Origin of the sequence: uncultured Microbacterium sp. (assembly GCF_947632095.1) — a bacterium.
GTDB lineage: Bacteria > Actinomycetota > Actinomycetes > Actinomycetales > Microbacteriaceae > Microbacterium.
The window spans coordinates 1-17,087 of sequence record NZ_CANROA010000001.1; the positions used below are offsets into that span (position 1 = coordinate 1).

At 65.9% G+C, this 17,087-nt stretch carries 17 protein-coding genes; 8 read left to right on the plus strand and 9 right to left on the minus strand.

Going from position 1 to position 17,087, the window contains the following annotated elements:
* Together Q0Z66_RS00005 and lnt are read left to right on the plus strand one after the other, a co-directional pair.
* Positions 1–2,022, plus strand: a 2,022-nt coding sequence (locus Q0Z66_RS00005) for a helicase-related protein (RefSeq protein ID WP_298036134.1), incomplete at its 5' end; no start/stop codon positions are given.
* Complete coding sequence (gene lnt, locus Q0Z66_RS00010; RefSeq protein ID WP_298036137.1) at positions 2,019–3,557, plus strand: apolipoprotein N-acyltransferase; 1,539 nt, start codon at positions 2,019–2,021, stop codon at positions 3,555–3,557. The genes Q0Z66_RS00005 and lnt, both read left to right, overlap by 4 nt.
* Here lnt and Q0Z66_RS00015 read toward each other — a convergent pair.
* From Q0Z66_RS00015 to Q0Z66_RS00030, 4 genes are all read right to left on the minus strand, one after another.
* The gene (locus Q0Z66_RS00015; protein WP_298036140.1) at positions 3,554–3,928 is read right to left on the minus strand and encodes an RNA polymerase-binding protein RbpA; all 375 of its coding nucleotides are present in this window, start codon (positions 3,926–3,928) and stop codon (positions 3,554–3,556) included. The two genes, lnt and Q0Z66_RS00015, sit on opposite strands and share 4 nt — an antisense overlap.
* A gap of 104 nt (positions 3,929–4,032) precedes the next feature.
* Entirely contained in the window at positions 4,033–4,812 is a 780-nt protein-coding gene (locus Q0Z66_RS00020) for a glycerophosphodiester phosphodiesterase family protein (RefSeq protein ID WP_298036141.1), read from the minus strand.
* Positions 4,809–5,720: an SPFH domain-containing protein gene (locus Q0Z66_RS00025; RefSeq protein WP_298036701.1), complete on the minus strand. Its 912-nt coding sequence runs from the start codon at positions 5,718–5,720 to the stop codon at positions 4,809–4,811. The genes Q0Z66_RS00020 and Q0Z66_RS00025 overlap by 4 nt, the downstream gene beginning before the upstream one ends.
* Before the next feature lie 27 nt (positions 5,721–5,747).
* Positions 5,748–6,218 (minus strand): NfeD family protein, encoded by a 471-nt coding sequence (locus Q0Z66_RS00030; RefSeq protein ID WP_298036145.1) that lies wholly within the window; start codon positions 6,216–6,218, stop codon positions 5,748–5,750.
* 122 nt (positions 6,219–6,340) lie between these two features.
* Here Q0Z66_RS00030 and Q0Z66_RS00035 point away from each other — a divergent pair, with 122 nt between their 5' ends.
* A complete protein-coding gene (locus tag Q0Z66_RS00035; protein ID WP_298036148.1) occupies positions 6,341–7,105 on the plus strand; it encodes an SDR family oxidoreductase in 765 nt (254 codons plus the stop codon).
* A 66-nt stretch (positions 7,106–7,171) separates the two neighbouring features.
* Here Q0Z66_RS00035 and Q0Z66_RS00040 read toward each other — a convergent pair whose 3' ends face one another.
* Positions 7,172–7,798, minus strand: coding sequence for an HdeD family acid-resistance protein (locus Q0Z66_RS00040; protein ID WP_298036151.1), 627 nt, complete (start codon positions 7,796–7,798; stop codon positions 7,172–7,174).
* 124 nt (positions 7,799–7,922) lie between these two features.
* On the opposite strand from Q0Z66_RS00040, the gene Q0Z66_RS00045 reads away from it, so the two are divergent.
* The 3 genes from Q0Z66_RS00045 to Q0Z66_RS00055 are packed head-to-tail and all read left to right on the plus strand — an operon-like array spanning position 7,923 to position 11,594.
* Complete coding sequence (locus Q0Z66_RS00045) at positions 7,923–10,280, plus strand: excinuclease ABC subunit UvrA (protein WP_298036154.1); 2,358 nt, start codon at positions 7,923–7,925, stop codon at positions 10,278–10,280.
* The gene (locus Q0Z66_RS00050; RefSeq protein WP_298036156.1) at positions 10,277–10,804 is read left to right on the plus strand and encodes a GrpB family protein; all 528 of its coding nucleotides are present in this window, start codon (positions 10,277–10,279) and stop codon (positions 10,802–10,804) included. The genes Q0Z66_RS00045 and Q0Z66_RS00050 overlap by 4 nt, the downstream gene beginning before the upstream one ends.
* On the plus strand, positions 10,788–11,594 hold the full coding sequence (locus Q0Z66_RS00055) for a methyltransferase domain-containing protein (RefSeq protein ID WP_298036157.1): 807 nt from the start codon (positions 10,788–10,790) through the stop codon (positions 11,592–11,594). Before Q0Z66_RS00050 ends, Q0Z66_RS00055 begins: the two co-directional genes overlap by 17 nt.
* Positions 11,595–11,785: 191 nt before the next feature.
* On the opposite strand, the gene Q0Z66_RS00060 is transcribed toward Q0Z66_RS00055, so the two are convergent.
* Positions 11,786–12,979, minus strand: a complete 1,194-nt coding sequence (locus Q0Z66_RS00060) for a hypothetical protein (protein ID WP_298036160.1) — start codon at positions 12,977–12,979, stop codon at positions 11,786–11,788.
* 111 nt (positions 12,980–13,090) lie between these two features.
* Between Q0Z66_RS00060 and Q0Z66_RS00065 the strand changes: the two genes are divergently transcribed.
* Positions 13,091–13,606 (plus strand): DUF2127 domain-containing protein, encoded by a 516-nt coding sequence (locus Q0Z66_RS00065; RefSeq protein ID WP_298036163.1) that lies wholly within the window; start codon positions 13,091–13,093, stop codon positions 13,604–13,606.
* 91 nt (positions 13,607–13,697) lie between these two features.
* A complete protein-coding gene (locus Q0Z66_RS00070; protein ID WP_298036704.1) occupies positions 13,698–14,924 on the plus strand; it encodes a nitrate/nitrite transporter in 1,227 nt (408 codons plus the stop codon).
* Between the two features lie 7 nt (positions 14,925–14,931).
* Here the strand turns inward: Q0Z66_RS00070 and Q0Z66_RS00075 are convergent, their stop codons facing one another.
* The 3 genes from Q0Z66_RS00075 to Q0Z66_RS00085 are packed head-to-tail and all read right to left on the minus strand — an operon-like array spanning position 14,932 to position 17,053.
* Positions 14,932–15,678: an SUMF1/EgtB/PvdO family nonheme iron enzyme gene (locus tag Q0Z66_RS00075; protein WP_298036166.1), complete on the minus strand. Its 747-nt coding sequence runs from the start codon at positions 15,676–15,678 to the stop codon at positions 14,932–14,934.
* Positions 15,675–16,301 carry a hypothetical protein gene (locus Q0Z66_RS00080; protein WP_298036169.1) on the minus strand — a complete coding sequence of 209 codons (627 nt, stop codon included), beginning with the start codon at positions 16,299–16,301 and terminating at the stop codon, positions 15,675–15,677. Before Q0Z66_RS00080 ends, Q0Z66_RS00075 begins: the two co-directional genes overlap by 4 nt.
* The gene (locus Q0Z66_RS00085; RefSeq protein WP_298036172.1) at positions 16,298–17,053 is read right to left on the minus strand and encodes an SGNH/GDSL hydrolase family protein; all 756 of its coding nucleotides are present in this window, start codon (positions 17,051–17,053) and stop codon (positions 16,298–16,300) included. The genes Q0Z66_RS00080 and Q0Z66_RS00085 overlap by 4 nt, the downstream gene beginning before the upstream one ends.
* Positions 17,054–17,087 lie beyond the last annotated feature (34 nt).

Here is a 17,087-nt window from a genome sequence, read left to right on the forward strand (position 1 = left end):
CTGGCCGATCGTTTCCGCGGGGCGGTGTGGGAAGAGGTCATCATCCACCTGCCCACGCGCGTGCGTCTCGTCTCCCTGAGCGCGACGGTATCGAACGCCGAGGAGTTCGGCGATTGGCTCGACACGGTCCGTGGCGACACCGAGGTGATCGTCTCGGAGATCCGGCCGGTTCCTCTCGAGCAGCATGTTCTCGTGCGGGATGATCTGCTCCCGCTCTTCGATGACCGTGCCGGTGTCGCGACGGCGACCGTGAACCAGGAGCTCATGCGCCTGCGCGGGTCCTCGGGATCGCGCAATGAATCCTCGCGCGGATACGGCGCGCGCCATGGTCGCCGAGGCGGGCATAGCGAGCAGCGTCCGCAGCGCGGCGGCAAGCGCGCCATTCGCGGGGGGAACCCGCGTCGCATCGAACGCATGGATCGACCGGAGGTCGTGTGCCTGCTGGACGGGGCGAACCTGCTGCCGGCGATCTTCTTCATCTTCAGCCGGGTCGGATGCGATGCCGCGGTCCAGCAGGTGCGCCGTTCCGGCTTGCGCTTGACGACCGCGGAAGAGCGTGCCGAGATCCGCGAGATCGTCGAGGAGCGCACCCGATCACTGAAGGACGAGGATCTCGGGGTTCTCGGCTACTTCGAGTGGGTCGACAACCTCGAGCGGGGCGTCGCGGCGCACCATGCCGGCCTCCTCCCGGCATTCAAGGAGGTCGTCGAAGAGCTGTTCCGACGCAAACTCGTCAAGGCCGTCTTCGCGACCGAGACTCTGGCGCTGGGCATCAACATGCCGGCGCGCACGGTCGTGCTCGAGAAGATGGAGAAGTTCAACGGCGAGGCGCGTGTCGCGATAACGTCGGGCGAGTACACCCAGCTCACGGGCCGTGCCGGACGCCGCGGTATCGATGTCGAAGGTCATGCGGTGGTGCAGTGGACCGAGGGCATGGATCCGCAGGCGGTGGGCGCTCTCGCCTCACGGCGCACGTATCCGCTGAACTCCAGCTTCCGGCCCACATACAACATGGCCGTCAACCTCATCGACCTTTTCGGACGCCCCCGGGCGCGCGAGGTGCTCGAGTCATCGTTCGCGCAGTTCCAGGCTGATCGTGCCGTCGTGGGGCTGGCGCGCCAGGTGCGCGAGGCCGAGGAGTCTCTGACGGGCTACCGCACCGCCATGCAGTGCGAGCACGGGGATTTCCTGGAGTACGCCGGCATCCGACGCGAGCTCAGCGATCTCGAGAAGAAGAACCGTCAAGATGCTCACGGTGCGCGCGCGGCGCGCGATAAGCGCATGAAACGCATCCAGAAGCTGCGCACGGTGATGCAGAGGCACGGATGCCACGGCTGTCCCGACCGTGAGGCGCACGCGCGCTGGGCGGAGCGCTACTGGAAGCTCAAGCGGCAGACCGACCGCACACGCTCGCAGATCGAGGCACGCACCGGGACGGTCGCACGGGTCTTCGACCGCGTCGTCGATGTGCTCACGACACTGGACTACGTCACCGGCGAAGGCGAGGAGACGGCTCTGACCGATGCCGGGCGCACCATGCGGCGGATCTACGGCGAGCGCGACCTGCTCGTCGCCGAGTCCCTGCGCCAGGGGCTATGGAAGGGGCTGGATGCGCCGTCGCTCGCGGCGATGGCCTGCAGCCTCGTGTACGAGCCGCGGCGCGATGAGGCGACCTCGGGAGGGCGCGGCCTTCCCCGCGGAGCGTTCCGCGTCGCCTTCGAGAAGACCGAGCAGCTCTGGGCGGAGCTCGACGACCTCGAGCAGAGCCACCATCTGCCCGGTTCCGAGCCGCTCGCCGCCGGGCTTTCCGGCGCGATGCACGCCTGGGCACGCGGTGCCGTGCTCGACCGCGTGCTCATCGAGGCCGACATGGCCGCGGGGGACTTCGTGCGCTGGAGCAAGCAGACCATCGATCTTCTCGACCAGCTCTCGATCGTCGCCGAGGACGCGACGCTTGCCCGGACGGCGCGGCAGGCGCTCGAAGGCGTGCGGCGCGGCATCGTGGCATATACGTCGACGTGACCGGAGACCGAGAGGGCGGTGCGACGGAGCGCGCGCTGATGCCGCTGTGGCTGGCCGTGATCTCGGCGGCCCTCGCCGGCGTCCTCATGGACCTGAGCTATCCATCGGTCGGGCTGTGGTTGTCGGCGTTCCTCTCGGTTGCCCTGGTGCTGCCCGCTCTCATCGGGCGCCGTATCGGCGGAGCGCTGCTGGTCGGACTCGTTTACGGATGCGTGTTCTTCTTCCTGCTCGTCGAATGGACGTCCAGATATCTCGGCGTGCTCCCCTGGGCAGCCCTGGCAACGCTCGAGGGCGTGCTCACGGGCGTCGGTCTCGTCGCGATCTCTCTGGCCTACCGCTGGCTTCCGCGGGCCTTCCCCTCGTCGAGCGCACGTCTGGTTCTCTTGCCCGCCGTCGTGGCGGCGCTCTGGGCCGGGCGCGAGCTCGTTCTCGGTTCCTGGCCGTACACGGGCTTCCCCTGGGCGCGTCTGGGGATGACCCAGTCGGAGAGCCCGTTGGCCACCGTCGCCTCCTGGGGCGGTGTCACCGGGCTGAGCTTCCTCATCGTGTTCTTCGTCGCCATGGTGCTCGAGGTGGTGCGCCTGCGCGCCTGGCGGCGTCCGGTCCGCCTTGCCGTGCCGGTGGTGCTCGGACTCGTCCTCCTGCTGACTCCGGCCTTTCCGACGACGCCCTCCGGCAGCATCCGCGTCGCCGCGGTGCAGGGAAACGGCCCCACGGGTTATTTCGATGAGCGGGAGCCGTATTCCGTGATCGATGCGCAGACCGAGGCGACCCGCCCGCTCATCGGAGAAGACATCGATCTTCTCGTCTGGCCCGAGGGCGGGGTCGATTACGATCCTTTCCAGGATGCGTCGACCGCCCGCCGCCTCACGAGACTCGCGAATCGGATCGACGCACCGCTCTTGGTGAACACCGCGACGGGGCGAGACGGGCTCTACTACAACACGTCGATGCTGTGGACGGCGGACGGCACCGCCGATCAGATCCATGACAAGCGCTACCCGGTTCCCTTCGGCGAATACGTCCCCGATCGGGAGTTCTACAACGCGATCGTGCCCGATCTGATCGGGCTCATCGGCCGGGAGTACACGCACGGAACGAATCCGCCGCTCGTCGACGTCGACGGCATCCTCGTCGGCCTCGCCATCTGCTTCGATGTGATCTACGACGATGTGATCCGTGAGGGCGTGCTCGGGGGAGCGGAGGTACTCGTCTTCCAGACGAACAACGCCGACTTCCGGGGAACGGATGAGAACCAGCAGCAGCTGGCGTTCGCCCGTATGCGTGCGATCGAGACGGGCCGCAGCGTCGTCAACATCTCGACGGTAGGCGCCAGCCAGATCATCAGCGCAGACGGGACGACGATCGCTTCCTTGAACGCCGATGAGGCCGGTGCGATGCTCGACGATGTCGAACTTCGCACCGGCCTCACAGCGGGTGTCGTCCTCGGCCCAGTTGTGCAGCGGGTTCTGCTCTGGGGAGGACTGGGCGCGCTCCTTTTCGGGTGGTGGCGCGCCCGTCGTCGGCGGTCTTAGGCGCCGATCTTCTCCTGAGCGGTGTCGCCACGGCGGGCGCGCACGAACGCGAGACGCTCTTCGAGGAGCTCCTCGAGCTCAGCGCGCGTACGACGCTCGAGAAGCATGTCCCACGGCGTGCGGGCTGCCTTCTCGTCGACGGCATCAGGGGTGATGGTCTTCCCATCGACACGGAGCACAGCCTCGGCGCCGCATGCGCGGCACTCCCAGGTCTGCGGCGGCTCAGCGTCGGCGGCGAACATCAGGTTGGTCACGTGGTTGCACGTCTCGCACAGGTACGTGGTCTCACGGCGCTCCATGAAAACGACGCCTTCTTCGCTCTGTAGGCTCTGGGCGCCGAGTCGGATGCCGCGCAAGCTGCGGTCTGCCATTTTGTGGTCCTCTCGTCGCTCTCAGGTATATCGAACGCGCCTGTGGAGCGGCTCAACGCAGGCACGATACCCGGGCGTTTCACAGTGGAATCCCAGGCCCGCGATCAGAAAGCGGCGGGGAGCGCCTTCAGCGCGAGATCTGCACGGTCGGTGACGACGCCATCTGCGCCGAGCCCGATGAGACGTCGCATCTCGGCGGGCTCGTTCACGGTCCAGACGTGCACCTCGACGCCCGAGCGGCGAGCAGCGCGCAGAAGCGACGGCGTGAGAACCCGGAGTGCTCCGAAACGTTCAGGGATCTGCAGCGCGTCGATGCCCCGTAACGCTCCTGCAGCGGACAGGCCCACGGCGCTGGCAGCACGAACGCGCATCGTGGTGCGCTGGCCGGCGGACGTCGCCGGCCTGATCTTCGCGCCGGCCGCGAGGACTGCGGAAACGGCTCGTTCGCGACGGGAATCGACGAAACTCGTGACCAACACTCGGTGGGCGTGCGGTGCGATGATCGGCCCGAGGACCTGTGCCGCGGCATCCGTCTTCACATCGATGTTGAAACGCGTCTCCGGGAACATCTCGAGCATCTCGCCGACCGTGAGGAGTCCTCCGTGGGCCGCGAAGCGCTCGCGCAGCTCCCGCGTGCGCACCTGAGAAACGGCTCGGTGATCCTTCAGCATCCGCGTCAAGCGTTCATCGTGGAAGAGGACGACATCGCCATCCGCCGTGACTCGGCAGTCCGTCTCCACGTACTCGGCGCCGGCTGCGTGCGCTGCGGCGAAGGCCGCTGCGGTGTTCTCCCAGATGCCGGAGTCGGCGCCAGCACCCGTTATGAGTCCTCGATGAGCGAGCACACGAGGGTATCGGGCCCTTTCGAAATACGGGTGGCTCACGCTCCCGGCATTCCTGTGGGCGGCTGCGAGCCGGCGCGCGGGGCGAATGCCCCTCCGATGCCCTTCAGCGCCTCTGTCAGCTCGCTGGGCACGATCCAGAGCTTGCTGGACTGGCTGTCGGCGATCTTCGGGAGCATCTGGAGGTACTGGTAGGCGAGCAGCTTGTCGTCCGGGGCGCCCTGGTGGATCGAGGCGAAGACGCTCTGGATCGCCTCGGCCTCGCCCTGAGCGCGCAGAACCGCGGCCTGCTTGTCTCCCTCGGCGCGCAGGATCTCGGCCTGGCGCGCCCCCTCGGCCTCCAGGATCGCGGACTGCTTGGTGCCCTCGGCGGTGAGGATCGCCGCGCGACGGTCGCGCTCGGCGCGCATCTGCTTCTCCATCGAATCCTGGATCGATGCGGGCGGATCGATCGCCTTGAGCTCGACGCGACCGACGCGGATGCCCCACTTGCCGGTGGCCTCGTCGAGCACGACGCGCAGCTGACCATTGATCTCATCGCGGCTGGTCAGGGCCTCCTCGAGGTTCAGACCTCCGACGACGTTTCGCAGCGTCGTCGTCGTGAGCTGCTCGACGGCGCCGAGGTAGTTCGCGATCTCATAGGTGGCGGCGCGGGCATCCGTCACCTGGAAGTAGACGACGGTATCGATGGATACGACGAGGTTGTCCTCGGTGATCACCGGCTGCGGCGGGAAGGAGACCACCTGCTCCCGCATGTCGATGAGGGGTCGCAGCCGGTCGATGAACGGCATCAGGATGTTCAGACCGGGGGAGAGGGTCTTATGGTACCGGCCGAGTCGCTCGACCACGCCGGCCGTCGCCTGCGGGATGATGCGGATCGCGCGCGCGACCGTGACGACCACGAAGATGATGACGGCGATCGCGAGGATCCACCCGATCGTTGCGGGCATGAACGAGGAATCGTTCACGAGGTTCTCCTAGTCGTTGAGGTGATGGACGATAGCGGTCGCGCCGTTGATCGCAGCGATCTCTACCGGGGCTCCCCGAGGGATCTGCGCGCCTTCGCTGCGCGCGGTCCAGGTGTCGCCGTTGCTGACCTTCACCTGTCCGGTGAGCGTCGTGATGTCGGACAGGGCGATGCCGTGCAGACCGATGAGCGCGTCGATGTTCGACTTCGTCGGGTCTTCGTTGCGATGAAGCCTTTTCAGCAGCGGTGGGCGCAGGAAGAGGATGAACAGCGCGGCCGCCACAGCGGCGATGAGCAGCTGCGCCCAGAGGGGAGTGCCGATGAGCCCGGTGATGAGACCGATACCGCTGCCGAGCGCGAGCATGAGGAAGGTGAAATCGAGCGTGAGCATCTCGATAACGAGGAATAAGGCGATCAGGACGAGCCAGCCGATCCACGACCACTCGGTGACCAGTTCCACGAATACCGAAGCATCGTTCATGTGTCCTCCTCTGCCGTCAACCTACCACGCGGCAATTCTCCGTTTCGGGGTGGGAGAAGGGGCATTGGTAAGGTGTTGAGGTCGCGTGTTCCGCGGCTTTCCCCGCACTTCAAGGAGTCACCGTGACCGACGTTCTGCCCGCAGGTTCTCTCGACGGAAAGGTCGCCCTCGTCACGGGGTCGTCACGCGGAATCGGTGCGGACACCGTCCGCTATTTCGCCGAAGCGGGAGCCGATGTCGTCATCAACTTCCGCAACAAGGCACCGCGCGCCGAGAAGCTCGCGACGCAGCTGCGCGAGCTCGGCCGTCGGGCGATCACGGTGGGTGCCGACCTCACCGATGCCGACTCGGTCGCCGCGATGTTCGCGCAGATCGTCGAGGAGTACGGCACGCTCGATGTGCTGGTGCTCAACGCGTCGGGCGGTATGGAAGCCGGCATGGCCGAGGACTACGCGCTCACTCTCAACCGCGACGCCCAGCTCAACGTGCTTAACGCCGCGCTCCCGCTGCTCGGCGAGGGATCCCGAGTGGTCTTCGTCACCAGCCACCAGGCGCACTTCATCCGCACGACGCCGACCATGCCCGAGTACGAGCCCGTCGCCCTGTCGAAGCGCGCAGGTGAAGATGCCCTGCGCGAGATGATCCCGACGCTTGAAGCTCGTGGCATCGGCTTCACAGTCGTCTCCGGCGACATGATCGAGGGCACGATCACCGCGACCCTGCTCGAGCGCGCCAACCCCGGTGCCATCGCCGGTCGTCGCGAGTCGGCGGGCAAGCTCTACAACGTCTCCGAGTTCGCGGCCGAGGTCGCGCGCGCAGCTGTCGACCCCGTTCCGGCCGACAACACGCGTCTCGTCGGGGATACGAGCGGCTTCATCGCTGAGTAACAGCACCCTGTACGACGAAGGATCCGCCGGATGCTCCGGCGGATCCTTCGTCGTTCTCGTGCGCGGTCAGCCGTTCGCCGGGGGCGCCGCCGACGGCGCGAATACGGCATCCGGTGCCGTCTCCGCGGCGATCGTCGGCTCGTCCTTGCCGAGCGTGATCGCACGGATGATCTGGATGATGCCGAGAACCACGAGCGAAATGCCGAGGACCCACCACAGTGCGACGGCGGCGAGCATGGGGGAGAACAGGACGATCACGCCGGCGATGATGCTCAGCAGTGCGTAGAGGATCGTCCAGACTTTGGAGCCGTCCTGGTGGAGCAGGGTCAGGGAGACGATGCCGTCGACGATCCAGCTGACACCGATGAACACCGCGGTGAAGATCGCCAGGCCCAGCGCGGCATCCACCGGGTTCACGAAAGCGAAGGCACCGGCGACGATGTAGAGAAGCCCGAGCACGATGTGTCCGACTCGTGCCCACCAGCCCTTGGCCTTCGAGAAGATGCCGAGTCCGATGTAGGTGACGCCGGCGAGGATGAAGAACGCGGCGATGATTCCGGTGACGAGGAACGCCGACTTCAGCGGCCAGACGAGGATGGCGATGCCTGCGATGAGTGCGAGGACGCCGAAGACGGCGAGGGCGATCCGTGCGGATCGGAACAGCGGCGTTGCTGTGGGGGCGGTGTCAGACATGCGGGGCCTCTCTCGAAGAACCTGGCGGATACGCCACACATTAGTGCTAAGTCCGGTACCGGCGGGTGCGGCGACGTGAAAAGATTGTCGCACCCGGACAAAACCCGGTGAACGAGGAGGTTCTATGAGCGATCGGGCTACGCCGGATGCGCATGATTTCATCCGGGTGAGGGGTGCCCGGGAGAATAACCTTCGGGGCATCGACGTCGATATTCCCAAGCGGAGGCTGACGGTCTTCACGGGTGTCTCGGGGTCGGGGAAGAGCTCGCTCGTCTTCGATACGATCGCCGCCGAATCCCGCCGGTTGATCGATGAGACCTACAGCGCGTTCGTGCAGGGGTTCATGCCCTCGGTCCCGCGTCCCGACGTCGACGTCCTCGAAGGGTTGACGACGGCGATCCTGGTGGATCAAGAGCGGCTCGGGGCGAACCCTCGTTCGACGGTCGGCACGGTCACGGATGCCAATGCGATGCTGCGCATCCTGTGCAGCAAGCTGGGGGAGCCGCATATCGGGGGCCCCACGGCGTTCTCCTTCAACATTCCGACGCAGAAGGCCAGCGGTGTGATGACCGGGCCGAACGGCGAGCGCAAGATCGTGAAGGATGCCGTCTACCTGGGCGGCATGTGTCCGCGGTGCGAGGGCAGGGGAGCGGTCTCCGATCTCGACCTGGCGCAGATCGTCGACGAGTCCAAGTCGCTCGACGAGGGCGCCATCATGGTTCCCGGTTACACCGCTGACGGATGGATGGTGAAGGGCTTCTCCGAATCCGGGTTCTACCCGGCCGATAAACCGGTGAAGGACTTCAGCGAGAAGCAGCGCCACCTCTTCCTCTATGGCGAGGTGACGAAGGTGAAGATCAGCGGCATCAACATGACCTACGAGGGGCTGATCCCGAAGATCACCAAGTCGATGCTGTCGAAGGACCTCGATGCGCTGCAACCGCATATCCGCGCGTTCGTGGAGCGCGTGGCATCCTTCACGACCTGTCCCGAATGCGATGGCACCCGACTCACCGAGGGTGCGCGCTCGTCGAAGATCGGGGGCATCAGCATTGCGGATGCCTGTCGGATGCAGGTGACGGATCTCGCAGCGTGGGTCCGCGGTCTCTCGCTCCCCGGAGCCGGCCCGCTGCTGGGTTCCCTGCGTGCAAATCTCGATGCATTCGTCACCCTGGGATTGGGGTATCTCAGCCTGGAGCGGCCGTCGGGGACGCTGAGCGGGGGAGAGGCGCAGCGCATCAAGATGCTCCGGCATCTGGGATCGGCGCTCACCGACGTGACCTATGTGTTCGACGAGCCGACCATCGGCCTGCACCCGCACGACATCCAGCGGATGAACGCGCTGCTGCTGCAGTTGCGCGACAAGGGCAACACCGTCCTCGTCGTCGAGCACAAGCCGGAGACGATCGCGATCGCCGACCGTGTCGTCGATCTCGGACCAGGAGCCGGATCCAGAGGCGGAGAGATCTGCTTCGAAGGTTCCGTCGATGATCTTCGTGCCAGTGGGACGCTCACGGGAAAGCACCTGGGGGATCGGGCTTCGCTGAAGGATGCTGTGCGCGAAGCGACCGGAATGATCGAGGTCCGCGGTGCGGATGCGAACAACCTGCAGGACGTGAATGTGGACATCCCGACCGGGGTGCTGACCGTCGTAACGGGTGTCGCAGGTTCCGGCAAGAGCTCGCTGATCCACGGCTCGGTGGCACCTCGCGATGGCGTCATCGCGATCGATCAGAGTGCGATCAAGGGGTCCCGGCGCAGTAATCCCGCGACGTACACGGGCCTGCTGGACCCGATCCGGAAGGCCTTCGCGAAGGCGAACGGGGTGAAACCGGCGCTGTTCAGCGCCAATTCCGAGGGTGCGTGCCCGTCGTGCAAGGGCGCGGGTGTCATCGTCACCGAGCTGGGCTTCATGGACACCATCTCCACGCCCTGCGAGGACTGCGGCGGGAAACGGTTCCAGGCATCGGTGCTCGAATACCGGCTCGCAGGCAAGGACATCACCGAGGTGCTCGATATGCCCGTCGCGGAGGCATTGGAGTTCTTCTCCGAGGGGGAAGCGAAGCTGCCTGCGGCGGTGAAGATCCTCCAGTGCCTTGCCGATGTCGGTCTCGGATATCTTTCGCTCGGCCAACCCCTGTCGACTCTGTCGGGCGGTGAGCGCCAGCGTGTGAAGCTGGCGATCCAGATGGGGGAGAAAGGCGACGTCTACGTGCTCGACGAGCCGACGACGGGGCTTCATCTCGCAGATGTGGACACGATCCTCGGCGTGCTGGACCGTCTCGTGGATACTGGCAAGACCGTCATCGTCATCGAACACCATCAGGCGGTGATGGCCCACGCGGACTGGATCATCGACCTCGGTCCCGGAGCGGGGCATGACGGCGGACGGATCGTGTTCGAGGGCACGCCGGCGGATCTTGTGGCGGCGAAATCGACGCTGACGGGCGAGTACCTCGCGGAGTACGTGGGGGTGCGGTGAACGACGACGGTACCGCTGTGATCTTGGTGAGCGGAAAAGACGCGGAGTGGCATGCGCGATTCGAATCGCTCGCGGCGAGAATCCACAGTCTCGCTCCTGGCGCTCGAATCGCCCATATTGGCTCGACGGCAGTCCCGGCATACGAGGCAAAGGATGTCGTGGATGTGCTCGTGGGTGTGCCAAGAGAACAGATCGCCGTCGTATCGAGGGTTCATAAGAACGCGGGATTCGATGAGGAAGGGTGTCGTGATCGCCACGCGTGGTTGAGCGTGCCGTCTCGGGGCGCTCGTGAGGCAGTGGTGCACGTCGTTGAAGCCGGAGGTGAGCAATGGCGGCGTCGGTTGGCCTTCCGCGACTTGCTGCGAAGCGACGCCGCGGCGCGGCATCGCTATCTTGAGGTGAAGCGGCAGTCTGCCGCCACCGCGACCGGCTGGGGCGCGTACACCGCGGGCAAGTCAGATATCGTCGCCGCACTGCTTGCGGGGATATCGACAGACGAGAGCGCGCATGACGCTGCAGGCTGATATCGACCGACGCATTCAGGAGTACTACGGCGGTGTGTTCGACGAGCGGGCGCGCCTTACGACGCGCTCTGCGCAGGGGCCGCTCGAGTTCGACCGTGTGCAGGAGCTGGTCCGTTCGCACGTTCCTGCGGGCTCTCGGATCATCGATATCGGCGGGGGAGCAGGTGCTCATGCCGTCGCCCTCCGCGACGCGGGATATGAGGTCATGCTCATTGACCCGGTGCAGAACCACGTCGATGCGGCCCGCAGGTCGGGCCTCGACGCACAGGTGGATGATGCGCGGGACCTGCCCTTCTCGGACGCGGAGTTCGAGGCGGCGATCATGCTCGGGCCGTTGTATCACCTGGCCGAACCGGAGGCTCGCGATCTCGCGATCGCGGAGGCCGTGCGGGTCACCCGTCAGGGCGGTCACATCTTCGCCGGGGCCATCTCGCGCTTCATCGCCTTCGGTCAGCTCTACCTGACCACCGATCCGGCGACAGGAGATACGGATGAATGGATCCGCCTGCTCCGAGACGGCAAGCCTTCTCCGCGCATCCGCTTTCCAGTAGGACACTTCCATACCTCGGAAGAGCTCAGCGATGAGCTGTCGCGGGACGGTATCGCGGATGTCGAGGTCCACGGCATCGAGGGCCCTGCGGGGCTCTTCCTCGAACAGGTCCCGGCCGACGCCGGCCCGGATGCTGCGATGGCGGCCCGCACGATTGCTCGGGCATCGAGCTCGACGCCCGGTATCCGGGACTTCAGCGGACACCTACTTGGCATCGGTGTCGTGCAGCGAGCTGGGTGACTCCTGAACTTTGTCGACTCGCTCTGGTTCGTACTTATGCTCTCATTGTGCGCGGAGCATGCGGAGGTCTTTCACCAGTAAGCGGCGTGATGCGTTGATCGGTTCGAGGGCTGTATCGGTTGCAATGGATAAGCCGATAATGCACATTATGTCAGATCGGGTTTCGAAAGCCGTGCGTTCACACTGCCCCGTCAGTCGCTGAGCGTGAAGAGCTCCGCAGGAATCGCGTGCAGATCGACGAACTGAGCGCCGGGCAGTTCCATGGGTGTGCTCCGCGTCGTCTTCAACGTGGCGGCATCCAGACGGAGCACATCGCCGACGTAGGTTCGGCCGCCGCTTCGATCTGCGAATGAGAAGTCCCGGACGTACAGGTCGAGCTGCCCGCCGGGTGACGCCACCAGTCGTTCGGCCTTCGCATCCTCCCCGTCCCCGAACTCGCGTTCGAGGACGACGGAAGCGCCATCGGGCGAGAGCAACGCGACGCCATGCTCCAGCAGCACGTAGATCCGCTCCCCCAGGTTCTCGATTCGGACTCCCGTGTCCGAGAACTCGGTGATGAGCGTTTTATCCCAGGTCACCGTGTCTATCCGAACCAATTTGTTCCAGGCGAATTCGGGGTAGTCATCAATATCGTGGAATGAATCGGACTCGAGGCAATAGAGCGTCTCACCAGTCATCGCACATGACTGGATTCCGCCTGTGCCGGGCCAGTCGTGCTGGGCCAGCACCGTCATCTCGTTGGGATCGACCACGATGATCCGTGATCCATCGCCTTCCGGTTCAGATGCCTCGATCTGGCCGGCCAAGTACAGCTCATCGCCGTGGAGGATCGCACTCTCCAGGTACCCGTGCAGTTCGAGGCTGCGCAGCGTCTTGCCGGTGCGGTCATGGACGACGAGAGGGTTCGAGTAGCCCTGCCCATCCTGGCCGACATTGACGAGCGAAGCGATCTCGTCATCTCCCAACCAGGCTGCGGCCGTGACGCCGGTCCCCTCGGGGTAGTCGAGGTGTCCGGTGTCCACCGATCCGTCGTCGTTCACGAAGGCAAGATCTGCGGAGCGTGCACCGAGCAACCCCACGGTCGTCGGCGCGTCGATGCGGGTGGACAGATTGACCGCGGTGAGTTCTGCGGTCGCGATGACGGCTCCGTCATCGTCGACGGTAGTCGCGTTACCGCGACGCGTATCCATATCGGTGTAATAGACGGAGTACGCGCCCGCTCCCGGCTCGATATCACCGTGGAGCCCCGGTCCCCCGAACCCGAGCATCGAACATCCGGATCCGATGAGGAGGATGCCCGCATAAGAGACGACGGCGAGGGTAGCTCTGAGCGAGCTCTGACCCGATACATGTCGTCCGCGGTATCGATTCTCTGCTCTAGCCACGCCTTCAGGCTATCCGTGTGTGACGCACCGGACTTTCTCTCTCTCCTTACTCGGTACGGGGTGTTGCGCTCGATGCACGACCAGCGATCCCTCAGCCGATAGGCTCGCCGCATGACGGCACCCGGGGGACGAAGCCTGCTCGATCGTGTTTTCGACGCGATGATCGGCCTTAAAGGCCTGAATGGCGTTCTGGAGCTGCTCGGCGGGCTCGCTCTCCTGATCATCGATATCGAACATCTGCGCGGCATGCTGCGCTGGGTCAGCGTCCACGCTTTCGTCTCGCATCCGGATTCGGCGATCGCCCAGTGGATGAACGCCTTCGCCGATAGGCTCGGGGCGGACTCGGCGGATTTCGCGGGCTGGTACCTCATGCTGCACGGGGCGATCAAGATCGCGATGGTGTGGGCACTGCTCAAGCAGAAGCTGTGGGCGTACCCGTGGACGCTCGTCGTGATCGCGGGATTCATCGTCTACCAGTCGTATGAGATCATTTTCCACTTCACCTGGATGATGGTGCTCCTCACTGTTTTCGACCTCGTCGTGATCTGGCTCACCTGGCGAGAGTGGCAGGAGCAGAAGACGCGTCTCGGGGCCCCGTCGCCGGAGTCCTCTCCCGTCGAGGGGTAGCGTAGAGAGCGTGCCGATCGCCTCCCCCGCTCCCCGTCAGATACCCGGGTGGAGAGGCTGGCTGATCTGGGCCGTCGGCGTCGCCGCGTACATGCTCGCGATAGCGAACCGCACATCTCTCGGAGCCGTCGGCGTCGACGCCGCCGAGCGCTTCCACGCGGATGCTGCGACCCTCTCGCTCTTCGCGGTCGTGCAACTCGCGGTCTACGGCGGTATGCAGATCCCGATCGGCGTGCTGCTGGACCGATACGGCGCGCGCCCCATCATCACGGCGGGCATGTTCCTCATGGCGCTGGGGCAGCTGACGATGGCCCTCTCCCCCAGCATCGGCATCGCGATCCTCGCGCGCGTACTGCTGGGCGCCGGTGATGCCGCGGTGTTCCCGGCGGTCCTGCGGCTGGTCGCCACCTGGTTCCCCTCGCAGCGTGGACCGGTGATGGTGCAGCTCACGGGCGTGATCGGTCAGGCCGGTCAGCTCATCGCCCTCGTCCCGCTCGCAGCGCTGCTTCACTCGACGTCGTGGTCGATCGCCTTCGGCAGCTTCGCCGGACTCGGGGTGCTCTTCGGCATCCTGGTCTTCGCGCTCATCCGCAACCATCCGCCGGAGTCCCCCGCCGACGTCACCGTCGATACCGAGACGGGTGTGGTGCGCATCGTGACCTCATCGGTCGATACGGAGGTCGGTATTCGTGCGGCCTGGCGTCACCCCGGCACGCGCCTCGCGTTCTGGTCGCACTTCACGACGCCCTTCGCGGGTACGGCGTTCGTGCTCCTGTGGGGCATGCCCTTCCTGACCGCCGGCGAGGGTCTCTCCGCTGCACGCGCGGCGGGGCTCATATCGGTATATGTCGTGGCGGGAATGATCCTCGGGCCGGTCATCGGGGATCTCTCCCGTCGGATGCCGAATCAGCGCTCGCTGGCACTCGTACTGCCGGCGACGGCCATTCAGTGCATCGCCTGGCTCGCCGTGATCTTCTACCCCGGTTCGGCTCCCGATTGGCTGCTGTATGTGCTCGCCGTAGCTCTGGCCTTCGGCGGACCCGCATCGATGATCGCATTCGATCATGCCCGCACGCACAACCCCGCTCATCGGTTGAGCACGGCGACCGGACTCACGAATGCGGGCGGCTTCGTGGCTGCTCTCCTCGCAGTGTTCCTCATCGGCGTGACGCTCGACCTGCAGGGCGCCGGTACTCCGGACACCTATTCACTGGATGCTTTCCGCCTGGCGTTCTTCATGCAGGTGCCCCTCTGGGCGCTGGGGGTGACGTTCATCCTCATCGAACGCCGCAAGACCCGCATTCGCATGGGCTTCTGAAAACGGCTCAGCGCCGGCGCGGAGTCCAGCCCGACGGGAGAGCGCCATCGTCGATCGCTCGCTCCCGGTCGGCCTTCGCCGACCATCCCTGAGCCGCGTCGAGCGCGTCGAACCCTCCCCGCGCGATGCGCATGCCGACATCCTCATGATGCATACGGGGCGCTCCCCCGCGACGCACCGATGCGCGTACATTCCACGCATCGTCGGCATAGCCGCCGCCGCGGAAGACCCGGTATTCGTCGTAGCGGGCCGGATCCAGCAGATCCCAGCACCACTCCCAGACGTTGCCGAGCGTGTCGAACAGGCCGTTCAGGTTAGGCATCCGTCCGCCGACGTCCTGCGGTGCGCGGACGCCGTCCGCGGCGGTCCACGCGATGTCCCCGAGCAGTCCGTACGTCGGCGTCGTCGACCCGGCGCGGCAGGCGTACTCCCACTCCGCCTCCGTCGGCAGGCGGTAGCCGTCGCTGTCGACATGCCAGGTGACGTCCTCGCCGTCGAAGGAGTAGGCAGGGTCGAGGCCCTCCCACTCGGAGGCCGCGTTGCAGAAGCGGACGGCGCGCAACCAGCTGAGATCAGCGGCAGGACGTCGCGGATGCCGAGCCTCGATGCCGAGGACCTCGGCGAACTGCTCCTCGGTCACGGCATACACGCCGATCTCGAAAGCTTCGAGGTGCACCGTGCGATGGATCTTCCTCCGGGCATCGTGCAGGGTCACGGAACCCGCGGGGATGCGAGCCATCTCGATGTCGCTCATACCGGCGCCGCTTTCTCTCCCCCATCCAGCCGCACCGCGAAGATGCGCATGAAATATTGGCACAGCGGACCGACGAGCAGGGCGAAGGCGAGGGTTCCGATGCCGACGTTGCCGCCGAGCGACCAGCCGACCGCGACGACCGTGACCTCGAGGCCGGTGCGCACCACCCAGATGGGCCAACCGGTGCGCGCATGCAATCCCGTCATCAGTCCGTCGCGCGGGCCGGGGCCGAAGTGCGCGCCGATGTAGAGGCCGGTGGCAGCCGAGAGCACGAGCAGTCCGAAGATGAAGAAACCGATGCGCAGCCACAGCGACTGGTTCACGGGTATGAGGAGAAGGCCCACATCGGCCGACGGTCCCACGAGCAGTGCGTTGAGCACCGTGCCGATGCCGAAACGCTGCCGCAGAGGCAGCCACAGCAGCAGCACGACTATGCTGATGAGGATCGTGATCGTGCCGAACGTCAACGGCACATGGCGTGCGACGCCCTGCGAGAGGACATCCCAGGGAGCGGCGCCGATCGCGCCGCGGATCATGAACGCGATGCCGATCCCGTAGAGGAACAGCCCGACGAGGAGTTGTGTGATGCGGCGCGGAAGCCGACGCCCCCGCGACGACGTCACCGGGGAACCCGTTCCACCCAGGAGGGGTACTTCGCGGTACGTCCGTCGCCGGACGAAGTGCGTGTGATGCGGCGCTTCATCCACGGGCCGACATGCTCGCGGTAATAGGCGAATCCGCTGGGACCCGCGGAAGCGGTAGCCGACCGCGCCCACCATTCGGCGGGCGGTTCGTAGCCCAGTGCATGCAGCACGCGCGCTGCCACCCGATGGTGGCCGGCGGCGTTCATGTGCAGACGGTCTTCCGACCAGTAGGCGCCGCGGGCGAGCTCCTGGTCGGGCCAGTTCAGTGCGCGGATGACGTCGTCACGGCCGGCGACGCGGCGCAGCACCGCGGCCGAGAGTTCATCACCCCGACGTTGGATGAGGGAGCCCATGGGCAGCTGCCCTGCGGGGTTCGCCCCGGAGAGGAGAATGAGGGTGACACCCTGCTCATCGCAGCGGCGCAGCACGCGGGAGAACGTGTCGGCGATGTGCTCGAGATCGGCGCGCGGGCGCAGCATGTCGTTTCCGCCGCCGTTGAACGACAGGTGCGTGGGCTTCAGGGCGAGAGCGGGCTCGAGCTGCTGCTCGATGATCGGCCAGGCGAGCTTGCCACGGATGGCGAGATTGGCGTACTGGATGCTGTGCCCCGCAGCATCCGCCCATCCCTGCGCCGCGATGTCCGCCCAGCCGCGCACGCGGCCGTCGGGCAATTCATCACCGACGCCCTCGCTGAATGAATCTCCGATGGCGACGAATCTGACAGCACTCACGCATCCAGCCTATTCCCGCCGAGCCGACCGCGCG